The following is a 15,232-nucleotide window of genomic DNA, read 5'->3' on the forward strand; positions in this document are numbered from 1 at the left end:
GTGCCATCCGCAGGTCGAGCGAGGAGCAACAGTGGCCACACAGGAAGAACTGGCGTCCGTACTGGACGCCGTACGGGACATCGTGCCCACCCTGCGCCGCAACGGCGCGGGCGCGGAGGAGAACCGGTGGATCCCCCAGGAGAACCTGGATCTGCTGGAGAAGGCGGGGGTGTTCCGCGCGGCCGTGCCGCGGGCCCACGGGGGCCTCGACCTCGACGCGGCCGGACAGTTCAAGGTGATCGCGGAGGTCGCCCGCGGCTGCCCGTCCACCGGCTGGCTGACCATGGTCTGGCTGACCAGCACCTGGGCCGCCTCGTTGTATCCCGACCGGGCCCAGGAAGGGGTCTTCACGGGCGGCAGCACACGGGTGTCCATCGTGTTCGCGCCCACCGGTACGCTCGTCCCCGTCGACGGCGGCTACCGGCTCAATGGAACCTGGCGGTTCAACTCCGGCTGCCGGGGCGCTGATTGGGACCTGCTGGCCGCCATGGTCGAGCACCCGGACGGGACCAGTGAGGAACTGGTCGCCCTGGTGCCCACCGCCGAGCTGAGCCTCGCCGACGACTGGGACGTCTCCGCCGGCTCGGGCACCGGCAGTGTCACCACGACCGCCACGGATGTCTTCGTACCCGCGCATCGCGTGGTGGCCCTGGAAGAGGCCATGGTCAGCGCGACGGGGGAACGCTCCAACACGGGTGCGACGGGGCGCAATTACGGCCTGCTCGGGTACGTGCTCTCCGGTGTCGCGGCGGCGTTCGTGGGCATCGCCCGCGGTGCGTACGAACTCTTCCTGGAGCGGCTGCCCGGCCGCGGCATCACGTACACGGAGTGGACCGACCAGCGCCTGCACCCGCTCACCCAGCAGCAGGTGGCCACGGCGGCCAACAAGATCGATGCGGCCGAGGCACTCGCCGGCCGCTGGCTGGAGGTCCTCCAGACCGCGGCCGATGCCGGTGAGCAGCCCACCGACGCCGAGAAGGCCGTGGTTCGCGGCCAAACGGCGTACGCCGCGCAGCTGGCCAAGGAGGCGGTGGAGCTGCTGTTCTCCGCGAGCGGTGGCTCGGTCATCCGGCGCGATGTGGACCTGCAGCGCTTCCACCGCGACATCCAGGGGTTTTCGCTGCATGCGCTGGTGCAGCTCAATGCCAACCTGGAGGTCCAGGGACGGGTCCTGGCCGGCCTGGAGCCGGGCACGTACTTCCTCTGATCTCCTCCGAGCGCGCTGAGCAGCGAAGCCCGGGCCGTCGGTGACGGCCCGGGCTTCGTGCTCGCTCGCGATGCGCCGCCTCAGGAGGCGGCGGTCGGCTTTCCGAAGCGGCCGTTGACGAACAGCAGCTCGTCCTCCCGCGTTCCCTGGCCGGCCCCGAGCACTGTACCGATGAAGATCGTGTGGTCACCAAAGACGTGCGACTCGGTCAGCTCGCACTCCAGCCAGGCCACCGCGCCACCGAGCAGCGGCGCACCCGTGTGGTCGCCCGCGCGCCAGCCGACGCTCTCGAACTGTGCGGCGCCCAGCGTACGGTCCTTGTCGGCGAAATGGCGGGCCAGCTCTTCCTGGTGGGCCCCGAGTATGTTCACCGCGAAGCGCCCCGCCTTGGTCAGGGCCGTGTGCATCACCGCGCTGTGGCCCACGCTGCACAGCACGGACGGTGGTTCCAGCGAGACGGAGCAGAAGGCGTTCGCCGTCATGGCGTGGAGGTGCTCCCCGCCCACGGTGAGCACCGTGACTCCGGTGGCGAAGCGGGACATCGCCCCGCGCAGCCGGTCGGGCGCCACCGGTTCCGTACCGGAACGCACGGCGGCGTAATCGAGTTCAGCGGACGCGGAATTCATGCAACTCTCTCCGATTGGTCACACCGGTCACGTCTGGGCCGTCCGCGTGAAAAGGGCAGCCGGCGGCTTCAACGTACCCATGCCGCTTCGCGGTTCTCCCATGCCCGGGTAACCATCCCGCCATCTGCCCCGACCGGCACGCAATGACCCCTCAGTGACCGGCGATTGACCGGGCCCCCGGACGCTGTAAACATGAATGAGATCGCTGCCACATCCGGAACGGCCGAGCTTGCCGAGCCCTATCTGCGCCAGGTACTCGGCGCCGCGGGACTCGCCGTCGAATACGTCCGGGCCGAGGGAAACACGCTCTACCAGCAGCATGCCGACGGTACGGAAGTTCCGGTCACCGACTTCGCCGGCGGATACGGATCGGTGCTGCTCGGCCACAACCATCCGGAGATCATCGAGCGCGCGCGGGAACTGCTGGCCGAGCAGACCCCGGTACACGCCCAGTTCTCCCGCCACCCCTACGCCAACGACCTGGCGGCCGAGCTGAACCGCATCATCCACCGAGAGCTCGACGTCGACGAGCCCTATTTCGCCATCTTCGGGAACAGCGGAGCGGAGGCGGTGGAGGCCGCCGTCAAACACGCTGAGCTGGACCGCGGCATGCGGATCTCCGACCTGCTCGCCGACATCGAAGCCGGGTTCGGCGTGGCGCGGGAAGCCGTGGCCACCAGGGCCGCCACCGTCCCGGGCCGGACGCCCGCCCGGCTCGGACTCGCGCGCCCGGCCGACGACAACGATGTCCTCGACCTCCTGGAAGCGGAGATCAGGCGGCTCAACGAGGAGAGCGCCGCGACTCCTCCGCTTTTCCTGGCCCTTGAGGGGGGCTTCCACGGAAAGCTCGCCGGAAGCGTACAGCTGACCCACAACGAAGGCTACCGACTGCCGTTCAAATCGCTGGCCGCACAGGCCCGATTTGTGCCGCACGGCAGGCCGGAGGTGCTCAAGGAAATCCACACCGAGGAGCGCCGGGTCCTCCTCGGCCTGGCCGTCACCGACGGCGAGATCACGGTGACCGAGCGCGAGCTTCCGGTTTTCTGTGCCTTTCTGGTCGAGCCGATTCAGGGCGAGGGCGGAATTCACGTCCTGACCCCCGAATTCGCCCAGGAGATCCAGGAGTTCTGCGCGGAGGTCGACTGCCCGGTCGTCGTCGACGAGATTCAAAGCGGAATGGGCCGGACCGGAATGCTACTCGCCAGTTCGCGACTCGGACTGCGCGGTGACTACTACACCCTCGCCAAGACGCTCGGCGGCGGCATCGCAAAAACCTCGGTCATGCTGGTACGGAAGGCCCGCTATCGCCGAGAGTTCGAAATCGTGCACAGCTCGACCTTCGCGAAGGACAGCTTCTCCTGTCATATCGCGCTCAAGGTCCTGGAGATCCTGGAGCGGGACGGCGGGCGAGCGTACCGCCGGGCGGAGGAGCGGGGCGAGAAGCTGCGCGCCGAACTGGACGCGGTGCACGCGGACTTCCCGGACGTGGTCAAGGAGGTACGGGGGCAAGGGCTCATGCTCGGCCTGGAGTTCCACGACCAGTCCGACGCCTCCTCGCCGGAGCTCCGGGAGCTCGCGGGCAGCGGCCTGTTCGGCTACTTCCTGGCCGGTCACCTGCTGCGTCGGCACCGGGTGCGGACGTTCCCGACGGCCAGCGCGCTGAACACGCTGCGGTTCGAGCCGTCGATCGATGTCACGAATGCGGACATCGAACGTTTGGGCGGAGGATTGCGAGATGTGTGCACACTGTTGCGTAAAGGGGCGGGTGAGGTACTCGCCTCCTCCGGCGACTGATTGATCCATCGGGTCCGCATGACACCTCTCGCCGGCCCGCGTGCCAACGGGGGCCGGGGCAGTGGCGGGGGCCGGTGCTGCCGACGCGCGGACCATCGGTCATGCCGCACGAGAACGAAGAACGGGGGAAGTTCATGCAGTTCCGATTGCTGGGACCGTTGGAGATCGAGAACGGAGAGGACCTGGTGGACCTGGGGGGACGGCGGCAGCGCGCGGCGCTGTCGTTCCTTCTGCTGCACGCCAACCAGGTGGTGTCCACCAGTCAGCTGCTTTCGGCGCTCTGGGCGGGCGACGACCCGCCCGTGAGCGCGCGGAAGATCCTGCAGAACGCCATCTGGAAGCTGCGCGGCGTCCTGTCCCGGCCGCCGCTGTCCGAGCACGCCCCGCAGCTGCTGACCCGGGCCCCCGGCTACCTGCTCCGGGTACCGGCACAGCGGGTCGACCTGCTCGTCTACCAGCAGGGGGTGGCGGCCGGGCGGGCGGCGCTGGCCGCCGGTGATCCGCAGCTCGCCTGGCAGACCCTCCACGAGGCACTCTCCCTGTGGCGCGGGCCCGTGCTCGCCGACCTGGTGGAGGAGGGCACCTGCTGGCCGGAACTGACCGCGGTGCAGAACCGGCGGCACGACGTCATGGAGGACCACTTCGAGGCGGCCCTCGCCTGCGGCCGGCACCAGCTGGTCCTGGGCAAACTGAAGGCCCTCGTGGAGGCCGAGCCGCTGCGGGAACGCGCCGCGGGGCAGCTGATGCTGGCGTTGTACCGGTGCGGGCGGCAGGCCGAGGCGCTGGCGGTCTTCGGGCGGGTGCGCGCCGCGCTCGTGGAGGGCCTCGGGCTGGAACCGGGCCGGGAGCTGCGCCGACTGCATCAGGCGATCCTCACCCACGACCCGGCTCTGGACACCCCGGCCCGCGATACGACGGCCCTCGCCTCCCTTTCGGTGGCCGAGGCCGCCCGGCCCCGTGCCGAAGAGCCCGGGTCCGCCCGTACGGAAGCGCCCGGGTCCGCCCGTACGGAAGCGCCCGGGTCCGCGCATGCCGAAGGGCCCCGGACCGCCGCTGCGGAAGAGCCCCGGCAGCCGCCGGCCGGTACGGACGAAGGCCCGCACACGGGCGCGGCGGCCCGCACCGCGAGCGTGGTGATGTTCCGCTTCGGCCTCGGCGACGAGCTGAGCGGTCTGCCTCCCGAGGACGGTGACCAGGTCCTCGACGCCCTGACCCAGCTCGCCAAGGAGAAGACGGAGCTGCACGGCGGCCGGGTCGCCTCGATACTCGGATCGCTGCTGCTCGCGGTGTTCACCGGCGATACGGAACGCTCCGGTGACGCCGCGGGGGCGGTGCGCGCCGCCGCGGCCGTACGCGAAAGCCTCAGCATCCCGACCGGCACCCTGGCACCCCCGCAGTCCGCGGTCCGGGGGCTGACCCTGCATGCGGCCGTCACCACCGGCGAGGCCGTCGTGCGGCGTCAGCCCGACAGGGGCGCGACACCGCTGTGGGTGGGCGGAGCGATCGTCGACACCTGCCGGACGATGCTGGGGCATGTGCAGGCCGGTGAGATCCATGTCTGCGACACAACGCGCCGGCTGGCCGAGCGGAGCGCCACCTTCCGGCACGCCTGCGCCTCGGCGTTCGCCCCCTGGGAGCTGCACGCCGTGACCGAGGAGCCGACCGGCGCGACGCCCCGCCCCGAGACCGGGCCATCGGCCCACGAGAGCGAACTGGACCTGATGCAGCACCTGCTGCTGCGCACACGGGAGCGCGCCACCTCCCACCTCATCACGCTCGTCGACGCCTCCGGCCGGGGCAAGACGCGGCTTCTGATGGAGTTCCAGCGCCGGGTCGAGCGGGACTTCGGCGGGCAGGTGCGCGTGCTCGCCGGCACGGTCCGGCCGCCCGCTGCGGGCCGGCCGCCGGCCGTTCCGGCGGCGGGTCTCGCCGCGTACTGCGGAATCGATCCCGCGCACCCCGCCCACCACGGCCCCGACCGGCTGCGGGAGACGCTCGAACGGATCGAGGACGACGCACGGACCAGACGGGCCGTGTTCGCGGCGCTGGCGCCGACCCTCTCCGCTCCCCCGCCCCTGCACACCCCCCAGGCCCAGCGGGACGTCCTCGCGGCGTGGGGGACGTTCCTGGCAGGGGCGGCGCGGGAGCAGCCGCTGGTGGTGATCTGGGACGACCTGCAGCACGCCGACGATGCGCTGCTGGACGCGGTGGAGCGGCTCACCACCTCGCACGCGGGCGTGCCGCTGCTCAGCATCGTCGGTGCGGACCCCGGACTGCTGGACCGGCGCCCCGGTTGGGCGACCGGCCGCCCGCGCACCATGTCCCTCAGCGTCACCCCCGCGCCCGGCGACGCCCTGGACCGTCTCCTCGAATCCCTGCTGCCGCCGGTCCAGGAGCCCGAGGTCGCCTGAGGGCGCGTCTTTCGGACGCGGCCTAGGCCCCTCCGGGGAGGCCCAGGCCGGGGGTCCGTACCGCGCGGGCCAGGGTGCGGAGGGCCTCCGGAGTGGCCGGGGCGTCGCCCGGCAGGGCGATCACCGCCGATTCGATCAGCAGGGACACCGCGAGGACATGCGGACGGGCCGTGGGCCGGTGCGCCGGGCCCACGGTCCTGTAGCGGGCCGGCCGGGCGGTCCGCCCGGGCCGGGTGACCGAGTCGATCACCTGTCGCGCCCACACCGCGAGCCCGGCCCGCAGCGTGGCCCGTGCCGGACCGTCCAGATCCGGCACGGTCGCCAGGCCCTCGTCGAAGCGGGCCAGGATCGTGTGCGCGTGCTCGGCGAGCAGCGCGCCCCCACGCGTCATACGGGGGGCCGCCGGGCGTTCGGGAACCGGGCGTGGCCCGGCGCGCTGCGGCAGCTGGGCCCGCCGCAGCCCCTCGTGGAGGGCCGCGGCGAACTGCCGCCCGACGAAGACCGCGAGCGAGGCGTCCTGTTCCATGGCGAGCCCGTCTTCCCTGGCGAGCCTGTCTTCCCTGGCGATGCTGTCTTCCATGGACGAAGCACACCAAGTCCCGCACACGCCACGCTCATTCACGCTTCCATCCGACGGTCATCACCCGGGCGTGCGTCACGACGCGCCCCTCCGCTCGCGGTCGTAAGCGCCCGTACCGCGCCGTGCCCGCCGTACGGCCGGTCCGCGGCTCACGCCCCGTTCCCCGTACCGCTTGGCCCCGGCGACCGGCGCCATCCGCCGTGGCAGCGGGACGGGCTCACGGAGCCGCGAGAGCGTCAGCGTGCCACCGTGCTGCCTGCCACTCCCCCACAACGGCCGCCGCCGCAGCAGCTCGGGGTGGCCGCAGGCCACGACGAGCAGCGCGGTCCTGCCGGTGCCCGAGGAGAGTTCCGCCACCCAGTCCAGTACGTCGTCGTCGGCCAGATGGAGGTCGTCGAGGCACAGGACCAGCGGCTGCCTCTGTGCCGTACGTTCGATCAGCTCCCGCCAGGCCGCAAGGACGTCACCGGGCCGGGCCGGGCCCGGCAGTCCCGGCGGGGGAACCAGCATGCGCAGCAACCGTGCCTCATCGGCTTCGGATGCCGCGAGGTCGCTCACCAGCGCTCTGAGCCGGTGCTCCGGTGGGCCCAGGGCCGGGGCGCCCTGCGGCGTGCCCCAGGCGTCGAGGAGAGCCGCGGCCATGCCCGCGGCGTCCGGACCGCCCTTCAGCGCCCGCGGGCGTACCACGCGCACCTCGTCCGAGTCCCGGGCGACCCGGCGCTCGAACTGCGCCACCAAGCGCGTCTTGCCGACGCCCCGCTCGCCCAGCACGGTCAGCAGGCAGGGGACCTCGTGGTGCCCCGAGTACTCGAGGAGGCTGTCCAGGACGGCCAGTTCGCGCTCGCGTCCGTGCGGGGCGTCGACACCGCGCACGACCGCGCCGCGCGGACGCAGGGCGTGCGCCTGGCGGATGTCGGTCACCGGCTCCGGTCCGCGCACGACCTGGCTGTACTGGACCCAGTCGTCGGTGTCGCGGGCCACGTCGTCGCTGACGTACACCTCTCCGGCGGGGACGGCGGCGAGCAGGCCGTGTGCCCGGTCCAGCAGTGTGCCCACCACGAAGATCGCGGCGGTCGGGTCGTGCGGTTCGTGCCGGACGATCGCCGTCCCCTCGGTCACCACGGCCCGCAGCACGGTGCCCGACCGGTGTGCCAGGCGTTCGCGCGCCTGGAAGGCCGCCCGTACCGCGTTCAGTGGTGCCTCGCCCGGGTCGGCGCGCAGCCCGAACACGGCCGCGGACAGCCCGCCCATCGAGCCGACCAAGGTACCGCCGTGGGCCTCGACGCTCTCGGCGAGCACGGTGACCGTGTCGTGCAAGGAGGTGTCGAGCTGCTCGGGCGCGACCGGCCCGGCAGCGCCGCCGGATTCGGTGCGGACGACCAGGACGCACACATGGCGGCGCTCGGTGACCGAGCCCGGGCCGCCGCCGACCGCCGGGTCCTGCGGCCCCCGTACCGCGGTGGCCGGCTCCTGCGGGAGGGGCCGGGTCCGCTCCAGGGGCGCCGCGGTCGGTGTGTCCGCGACGGCGTGCTCGGGCGGCCCGCCCGCCGCGGACAGGCCGTGGCCGGCCCGGGGCGCGGCGTCCGCATCCGGGCCGGTCACAACGGCGGGTCGGGCGCGCGGGACTTCGGCGCCCTGCTCATCGCTCCAACCGCCGGTGGGCGTCGCGAGCGTCTGGTCGTGCCGCAGGATGCGCTGCTGCAGCGCCCGCAGATCGGCGGACGGCTCCAGTCCGTACTCCTCGACGAGCGCGAGCCGCACTTTGCTGAACACGCCCAGCGCCTCGGCCTGCCGGCCGCAGCGGTACAGGGCGAGCATCAACTGACCGCACAGCCGCTCACGCAGCGGCTCGCCCTCCGCGAAGGAGCTCAGCTCGCCGAGGACCGCGTGGTGACGGCCGCAGGCCAGTTCGGCCTCGAAGCGGTCCTCCATCGCGTCCAGGCGCAACTGCTGCAGTGCGGTCAACTCGGGCCACTCGACGCCCTGTTCCACCAGATCCGACAGCGCGGAGCCGCGCCACTCGCCGAGCGCGTCGCCCAGCAGCGCGGCGGCCTTCGCCGGTTCACCGGCCGCGAGCCGCGCCCGGCCCGCCGCGACCTTGCGGTCGAAGCGGGACGCGTCGAGCCGCTCCGGGTCGACCCGGAGAACGTAACCCGGCGGCCGGGTGAGCAGCTCCGGCCGGACGACGCCGCCGGACGGCTCCGTGCCGTCGGGGTCCGGCAGCAGTGCCCGCAGCCCCCACACCGCGTTCTGCACGATCTTCCGGGCCGTCACCGGCCGGGACTCCTCGGGCCACAGGGCACCGAGCAGCTCACTGGTGGCGATCACCTGGTTGGCCCTCAGCAACAGTAAGCCGAGCACCGCGCGCTGCTTGAATCCCCCCAACGCCAGGCCTCGTCCGCCCTGGTCCACTTCCAACGGCCCCAGCACTCTGAATTCCATGTCCTACCCCCCGTTCACTGAGCGGCCACGTTCCCTCATGCCCGGGCGCCATTGCCCACCCGACCGGCGACTGCGGAACGCACCCCGCGCACAATCACCTCGGCCACCTCGCCGAGGTGCTGGTCCAGATAGAAATGACCGCCGGAGAAGACCCGCACCTCGGCCCCCGCCCGGGTCTGTGCCCGCCAGCCGGCCGCGTCCGGAACGGCGACCACCGGGTCGTCGGCGCCGCACAGCACTGTGATCGGCACGTCCAGCGGCGCCCCGGGCGTCCAGGAGTACGCGGCGAGGGCCCGGTAGTCGGCGCGCAGCGCGGGCAGCACCATCGCGACCAGTTCGGGGTCGTCGAGCAGCTGGGCACCGGTGCCGCCGAGCCGGCGTACGGCCGTCAGGATCGCCTCGTCGTCCGGCGGGGCGTCGTGCGGGTCCGCCCGGAGGGCCGGCGCGCCGCGTCCGGAGAGAAAGAGCCGGACCGGGGCCGGAGCCTGCCGCTCCTGAAGGACCCGCGTGGTCTCGTACGCGAGCAGCGCCCCCATGCTGTGCCCGAAGAACGCCCAGGGCCGGTCGTCGTCGGCCGGCAGCCGTTCGGCAATGGCAGCGGCGAGTTCCCGGATACCGTCCACGGGCGGCTCGAGCCTGCGGTCCTGGCGTCCCGGGTACTGCACCGCCCGCACCTCCAGGTGCGGCGGCAGCAGCCGGGACAGCGGGCCGTACGCGCTCGCCGAACCTCCCGCGTGCGGGAAGCAGATCAGCCTGACCGCGTCCGGCTCGGGCGTGCCGAACCGTCGGAACCACTGGCCGTCCATGGCGTCCTTCACTCCTGTCTGTCCGACTGCGGTGCTTCGTACTTGTCTTCAGCCCTGGCTCGGCGCAGCGCACGGCCCCACCAGCCGATCCGGTCGAGCATCCGCCGGGCGGGTTCGTTCCACTCCGCCGCGCCGCGGGGCAGGCCGTCCGGGGCGAGCCGCTCCCAGTAGTTGTGGAAGCTGACGGTCTCGCGGACCGTGACGGCGTGCACCTCGCTGAACACCTGGCGCAGATGGGCGACCGCGCACAGGCCGGCCGAGGCCCCGCCGTAGGAGAGGAATCCCACGGGCTTGGCGTGCCATTCCTCGTCGTACCAGTCGATCGCGTTCTTCAGTGACGCCGGAAACGTCTGGTTGTACTCGGGTGTCACCACCACGTATGCGTCGGCCGCGGCCAGCCAGGGCGCCAGGTCCTTGACCGCCTGCGGTTTCGGGGCCGTGGGGTCGGCGGACATCACATCCGGCAGCCAGGCCGTGGCGAGGTCGATGACGTCCACGTCGAAGTCCTGCCGCAGCCGGGCACGCGAGGCGAACCACTCCGCCGCGACGGGCCCGAACCTCCCCTTCCGGATACTGCCGATGATGATCGCCAACCGCAGCCGCTCGCTCTCGGCCACCTCGCCGCCTTCCCACCCTGCTCCTTTGCCGGCTTGCTCGGGGAAGACTGGCCCATGCCGCTTCGGATTCGCTTCGGACGGGCTTCGGAGTGCGGGCCCGATGTCGTACTCGCCACCGATTCCGCCGCGAAGTGGCCGAGTTACGCTGATCACATGCGATTCGGGGTGCTGGGACCACTGGAGGTGTGGACGGACGAGCGCAGGCCGGTGCGCGTCCCCGAGGTCAAGGTCCGTACGCTCCTCGCCGACCTGCTCGCCCACCACGGGCAGGTGGTGCCGGCGGACCGGCTCATCGAGGACCTCTGGGGCGGTTCGACGTTCACGGCCAGGCCCACGGCCTCGCTGCAGGCGAAGGTCTCCCAGTTGCGGCGCGCCTTGGAGGACGCCGAGGCCGGTGGCCGCGACCTGGTCACCCACCGGGCCCCCGGCTACGCCCTGGAGGTCACGGCCGACACGCTGGACTCCGGCCGCTTCCGCACCCTCGTGGCCCGGGCCCGCGCGACCGGGAATCCCCGCGCGCGGGCGGCGCTGTTCACCGACGCGCTGGCGCTGTGGCGCGGACCCGCGTTCGCCGAGTTCGCCGACCAGCCCTACGTACGGCCGGCCGCCACGAGCCTGGAGGAAGACCGGCTCATCGCCATGGAGGAACACGCCGAGACCCGGCTGGAACTGGGGGAACACAGCCTTCTGATCGGCGAACTGACCGGCCTGGTGGACACGTACCCGCTGCGGGAGGGGCTGCGCGCCGCGCTGATGCGCGCCCTGTACCAGGCGGGACGCCCGTCCGAGGCGCTGGACTGCTTCACGGACCTGCGCCGTCGGCTCGGTGACGAGCTGGGGCTCGTCCCCAGCCCGGCCCTTGAGACGCTGCAGCGCGCCATCCTCCGCCACGACCCGGAACTGGCCCGGCCCGCACCCCCCGCACAGGCGATGACGGCTGTCCCCGCACGGCCGGCCCCGGGTGCGCCCCTCTCTCCCCTGGTGGGCCGCGACGCGGACGTGGAGAGGATCCGCACCCTGCTGTCCCGGCAGCGCCTCGTCACGCTCACCGGCCCCGGCGGCGTCGGGAAGACGCGCCTGGCCGTCGCCACGGCCGACAGCCTCTCCACGGCGTTTCCCGACGGCGCCTGGCTGGTGGAGCTGGCGGGCATCGGCGGCCCGCAGCGCGGGGCGAGCACGGAGTCGGTCGCCGAGCACGTGATGGCCACGCTCGGCATCCGCGAGAGCTCGGCGGACGACGGCAACGCCGGGCCGGCGGGACGCCTGGCCGCCGCGCTGGCCACCCGGCACCTGCTTCTGGTCCTGGACAACTGCGAGCATGTCGTCGAGCCGGTGGTGCACCTGGCGGGACTCCTGCTGAGCAAGGCCCCCGACCTGCACATTCTGACGACCAGCCAGGAGCCACTGCGTACCGCCGCCGAAGTGATCCATGTGGTCGCCCCCCTCTCCCTCCCCGCCCCGGGCCAGCGCGGACCCGACGCGGTGGCGGCCTCCGGCGCCGTGCGGCTCTTCGTGGAACGGGCCACCGCCGCCGACCCGGACTTCGTCCTCGACGTCACCACCGCGCCCCTGGTCGCCGATGTGTGCCGGCGCCTGGACGGCATCCCGCTCGCCCTGGAACTGGCCGCCACCCGGGTCAGAAGCCTGGGTGTCAGAGAGCTGCACGACCGCCTCGACGACCGCTTCCGGGTACTCAACAGCGGTTACCGCGACGCCCCTTCGCGCCACCGGACGCTGCAGGCCACCCTCGACTGGAGCTGGAGCCTGCTGGAGACCCGCGAGCAGACGGTGCTGCGCAGGCTGTCCGTCTTCGCCGAGGGGTGCTGCCTGGAGGCCGCCGAAGAGGTGTGCGCGGGCGGTGACGTGACCCGCGCCGATGTCCTGGACGTACTGAGTGTGCTGGTGGAACGCTCCTTCGCCCTCAGGACCGAGGGCCCCTCCGGCGTACGCTACCGACTGCTCGAATCCGTCGCGGCCTACGCGCGCGAGAAGCTGACCGAGTCGCACGAGTACGACGAGACGGCCGCCCGGCATCTGCACCAGTGCGTCCACCTCGCCGAGCTGGCCCGGCCGTACCTGTACGGACGCGAGCAGCGCGGCTGGTTCCTGACCCTGGACGTGGAGGCGGCCAATGTGCAGCGCGCCGTGGACGAGGCCCTCCGCACCGGCGCGGCGAGCCTCGCCCTGCGCCTGACCAACGCCCTGGCCTGGTACTGGTTCGTACGCGGCCGCCTGGGCGAGGCCCGCAGAATGCTGGCAACGGCACTGACGACGGCGGGCAGCGCCTCATCTGCCGAGCGGGACGAGGCGGGGATGTGGCACCGGGGGATGACGTTGTTGCTGGGGGTGGAGGGGAAGAGGGAGGGCGACGGTCCGGGCGACGCCACCGGCTCGGGTGGTGACGTGACCGACCCGGACGGCGACGCGACCGGCCGGATCGGCGTACACAGCTCGGAGCACGACGACCCGGCCGACGAGAAGAGCATCGACCGGGCCAGAGCCGACTGGTTCCTGGCCTACGCGCAGTGGACCGTGGGAGCACTGGCCGACGGCGAGCAGCGCGTGGAGCGGGTCCTGCGCGAGTTCCGCGCCCTGCGCGACGTGTGGGGAACCGCCGCCGCGCTCACCACCCGCGCCGCGTTCGCCCTGGCCCGCGGCGACCTGGAGGTACTGCGTGACAACGCCTTGGAGGCACGTACCCAGTTCGCCGAACTGGGCGACAACTGGGGCCGGTTGAAGACGAGCGAGATGCTCAGCCGGCTGGCCGAGATCAACGGCGACTACGACCGTGCGACCCAGCTGCAGCGCGAAAGCCTGCGCACCGCCGAGACGTTGGAGTTGTGGCGCGAGGTGAGCGCCAAACTGTCCGGACTCGGCAGGGTCGCGCTTCTCAGGCGTCGTTACGAGGAGGCGGAGGACCTGCACACCCGTGCCCTGCGCCTGGCGGTCGAGCAGGGCGACCAGCCCGCCGAGCAGTTCGCGGCGCTCGGCCTCGCGCTCGGTGCCAGGCGCCAGGGCCGCCACGACACCGCCGAAGCGTGGCTGCGCCCTTGGCTCGCGTGGAACCGCAGACGCGGGGACGCCCCCGGACTCGCCCTGGTCCTGGCCGAGCTGGGCTTCATCGCGGAACACCGCGGCGACGCCGAGCGCGCCCTCGCCCACCACCGCGACGGTCTCGCCGCGGCCCTGACGACCAAGGACCCCCGCTCGGTCGCCCTGGCCCTCGAAGGTCTCGCGGGCGCCCACTCCCTGGCCGGCCACCCCGAGCGCGCCGCCCGCCTCCTCGGCACCGCCGCGGCCACCAGAAAGCGGACCGGCGCTCCCCACCCGCCCGCCGAACGGGGCGACGTGGAGCGAATCTCCGAGCGCGTACGCACCGCACTCGACGAGCCTTCCTTCACCCACGAGTTCACCCACGGCAAGCAAACGCCCTACGAAACCCAGGCAACCCTGGAATCGGCCGGCCACCCCCACGCCTGATCACTCCGCAGAGCAACGCGACTTCTCCGGACGGGCGACACCCTCCGCGATCCGCAGAGCGGCCTGGGCGGGCGTGAGGTGCGTGGTGTCGACGACCTCGGCCTCGCCGTGCAGCCATGACCGGGCCGCCTCGGCGTAGGGCTCAAGGTATTGGAGACGGAACGGAGAGTCGGGGCCAAGAACGGTGTCGCCCGCGATCCGCCGGCGGAGGGAGTCCTGGTCGGCGTGGAGGACGAAGTGCCGTACCGGAATGCCGTGCTGGGCAAGGCCCGAGCTGATCTCGCGCCAGTACTGCTCGACCAGCACGGTCATGGGCATCACCAGTGTGCCACCGGTGTAGTCGAGTACGCGTCGGGCGGTCTCGACGACGAGCGGCCGCCAGGGCGGCCAGTGCTGGAAGTTGTCCGTCTCGGGCAGCCCTGGCGTGATGTCCATGAGTGTCTCGCCGACCTTCTCGGCGTCGAACACCCGTGAATCCGGGATCAGCTGCTGCACGAGTGCACTGGTCGTCGTCTTGCCTGCGCCATGGGCGCCGTTGAGCCATACGATCATGGGCCCGACGCTAGCGGTACGCGGACCACAGACCGGTGCCGAACACGTCACAAACAGGCGCCCGCCGGATATCGCCGTTCTCCAGCTCGTCCGCAGCTGGGTTTTGCCGCAAGTGACGGAGAGTCAGGTGCGTTTGTGCTGGGTGAGGGAGCCGTCCTCGGACCATTCGCGGTCCCATTGCCGGGCGCGCCGGTGGTTGAGGTACCGGCGTACGCCGCAGACCGTGGCCGACACCGCGGCGCACCAGCCGAGCGCCAGCAGGCCGCCGACCAGCGTGGCTCCGACGGCGCCGGCGATCGGGGGGAGCGGCTGGTGGGTGAGGCGGCCTCGGCCGTCCAGCCAGACCGGGACTCTCGTCCCCGCCTTACGGCCTGGCTCGACCTGTGTGAGGCCCGTGTGGACAGAGCCTCGTTCGTCGCGCCAGCGGACGGTAGCGCTCACCGTGTCGTGAGCGCCTCGCATGTCGTAGGCGCCCGTCGTTCGGCCGGGGGCGTCGGCCACGAGAACGGCGGTGGTGGGGTAACGCTCCTGACGCTGTTCCCGGACGGTGTCCTGAGCCGCTCGGCCCGTCATGACAGCCACGGTGGGGCCCCCGACGGCCACGAGCACCATGGCGACGAGCAGGACCACCGCCTCCAAGACGTCGGACGGCCGCTTGAGCGGATTGCTCCGCCAGCGCCACAGCCACTTCTTCGGCATGGCCACGCCTCCTTACGC

11 protein-coding genes are annotated in these 15,232 nt (G+C 72.3%); 4 read left to right on the forward strand and 7 right to left on the reverse strand.

The genetic code is table 11. From position 1 onward, the window contains the following. Positions 1-31 precede the first annotated feature (31 nt). Positions 32-1,207 carry an acyl-CoA dehydrogenase family protein gene (locus ACZ4MH_RS27835; protein ID WP_351586286.1) on the forward strand — a complete coding sequence of 392 codons (1,176 nt, stop codon included), beginning with the start codon at positions 32-34 and terminating at the stop codon, positions 1,205-1,207. Positions 1,208-1,287: 80 nt separating this feature from the next. Here ACZ4MH_RS27835 and ACZ4MH_RS27840 read toward each other — a convergent pair whose 3' ends face one another. Continuing rightward, the gene (locus ACZ4MH_RS27840; protein ID WP_351586284.1) at positions 1,288-1,833 is read right to left on the reverse strand and encodes a flavin reductase family protein; all 546 of its coding nucleotides are present in this window, start codon (positions 1,831-1,833) and stop codon (positions 1,288-1,290) included. A 192-nt stretch (positions 1,834-2,025) separates the two neighbouring features. On the opposite strand from ACZ4MH_RS27840, the gene ACZ4MH_RS27845 reads away from it, so the two are divergent. Beyond that, on the forward strand, positions 2,026-3,627 hold the full coding sequence (locus tag ACZ4MH_RS27845) for an aspartate aminotransferase family protein (RefSeq protein ID WP_351586282.1): 1,602 nt from the start codon (positions 2,026-2,028) through the stop codon (positions 3,625-3,627). Positions 3,628-3,728: 101 nt separating this feature from the next. Further along, on the forward strand, positions 3,729-6,038 hold the full coding sequence (locus ACZ4MH_RS27850; RefSeq protein ID WP_351586280.1) for a BTAD domain-containing putative transcriptional regulator: 2,310 nt from the start codon (positions 3,729-3,731) through the stop codon (positions 6,036-6,038). A 22-nt stretch (positions 6,039-6,060) separates the two neighbouring features. Here the strand turns inward: ACZ4MH_RS27850 and ACZ4MH_RS27855 are convergent, their stop codons facing one another. From ACZ4MH_RS27855 to ACZ4MH_RS27870, 4 genes are all read right to left on the reverse strand, one after another. Continuing rightward, complete coding sequence (locus ACZ4MH_RS27855; RefSeq protein WP_351586278.1) at positions 6,061-6,618, reverse strand: hypothetical protein; 558 nt, start codon at positions 6,616-6,618, stop codon at positions 6,061-6,063. A 75-nt stretch (positions 6,619-6,693) separates the two neighbouring features. Continuing rightward, complete coding sequence (locus tag ACZ4MH_RS27860) at positions 6,694-9,060, reverse strand: BTAD domain-containing putative transcriptional regulator (RefSeq protein ID WP_351586276.1); 2,367 nt, start codon at positions 9,058-9,060, stop codon at positions 6,694-6,696. A gap of 35 nt (positions 9,061-9,095) precedes the next feature. Continuing rightward, positions 9,096-9,866, reverse strand: coding sequence for a thioesterase II family protein (locus tag ACZ4MH_RS27865; RefSeq protein ID WP_351586274.1), 771 nt, complete (start codon positions 9,864-9,866; stop codon positions 9,096-9,098). A gap of 8 nt (positions 9,867-9,874) precedes the next feature. Further along, entirely contained in the window at positions 9,875-10,483 is a 609-nt protein-coding gene (locus ACZ4MH_RS27870; protein WP_351586272.1) for an NADPH-dependent FMN reductase, read from the reverse strand. Between the two features lie 153 nt (positions 10,484-10,636). Here ACZ4MH_RS27870 and ACZ4MH_RS27875 point away from each other — a divergent pair, with 153 nt between their 5' ends. Further along, positions 10,637-13,963, forward strand: a complete 3,327-nt coding sequence (locus ACZ4MH_RS27875) for an AfsR/SARP family transcriptional regulator (protein ID WP_351586270.1) — start codon at positions 10,637-10,639, stop codon at positions 13,961-13,963. On the opposite strand, the gene ACZ4MH_RS27880 is transcribed toward ACZ4MH_RS27875, so the two are convergent. Continuing rightward, positions 13,964-14,515: an AAA family ATPase gene (locus ACZ4MH_RS27880; protein WP_351586268.1), complete on the reverse strand. Its 552-nt coding sequence runs from the start codon at positions 14,513-14,515 to the stop codon at positions 13,964-13,966. It lies immediately after the preceding gene. Between the two features lie 123 nt (positions 14,516-14,638). Further along, complete coding sequence (locus tag ACZ4MH_RS27885) at positions 14,639-15,214, reverse strand: Rv1733c family protein (protein WP_351586266.1); 576 nt, start codon at positions 15,212-15,214, stop codon at positions 14,639-14,641. Between the last annotated feature and the right edge of the window lie 18 nt (positions 15,215-15,232).

It is taken from the genome of Streptomyces sp. NPDC026301 (genome assembly GCF_055567935.1).

Excerpts from the sequence above, each read along its gene's own strand:
- ACZ4MH_RS27885 (WP_351586266.1), bottom strand. The coding sequence starts at position 15,214 with ATGCCGAAGAAGTGGCTGTGGCGCTGGCGGAGCAATCCGCTCAAGCGG.
- ACZ4MH_RS27880 (WP_351586268.1), bottom strand. The coding sequence starts at position 14,515 with ATGATCGTATGGCTCAACGGCGCCCATGGCGCAGGCAAGACGACGACC.
- ACZ4MH_RS27860 (WP_351586276.1), bottom strand. The coding sequence starts at position 9,060 with ATGGAATTCAGAGTGCTGGGGCCGTTGGAAGTGGACCAGGGCGGACGA.
- ACZ4MH_RS27875 (WP_351586270.1), top strand. The coding sequence starts at position 10,637 with ATGCGATTCGGGGTGCTGGGACCACTGGAGGTGTGGACGGACGAGCGC.
- ACZ4MH_RS27845 (WP_351586282.1), top strand. The coding sequence starts at position 2,026 with ATGAATGAGATCGCTGCCACATCCGGAACGGCCGAGCTTGCCGAGCCC.
- ACZ4MH_RS27840 (WP_351586284.1), bottom strand. The coding sequence starts at position 1,833 with ATGAATTCCGCGTCCGCTGAACTCGATTACGCCGCCGTGCGTTCCGGT.
- ACZ4MH_RS27865 (WP_351586274.1), bottom strand. The coding sequence starts at position 9,866 with ATGGACGGCCAGTGGTTCCGACGGTTCGGCACGCCCGAGCCGGACGCG.
- ACZ4MH_RS27855 (WP_351586278.1), bottom strand. The coding sequence starts at position 6,618 with ATGGAAGACAGCATCGCCAGGGAAGACAGGCTCGCCAGGGAAGACGGG.
- ACZ4MH_RS27850 (WP_351586280.1), top strand. The coding sequence starts at position 3,729 with ATGCCGCACGAGAACGAAGAACGGGGGAAGTTCATGCAGTTCCGATTG.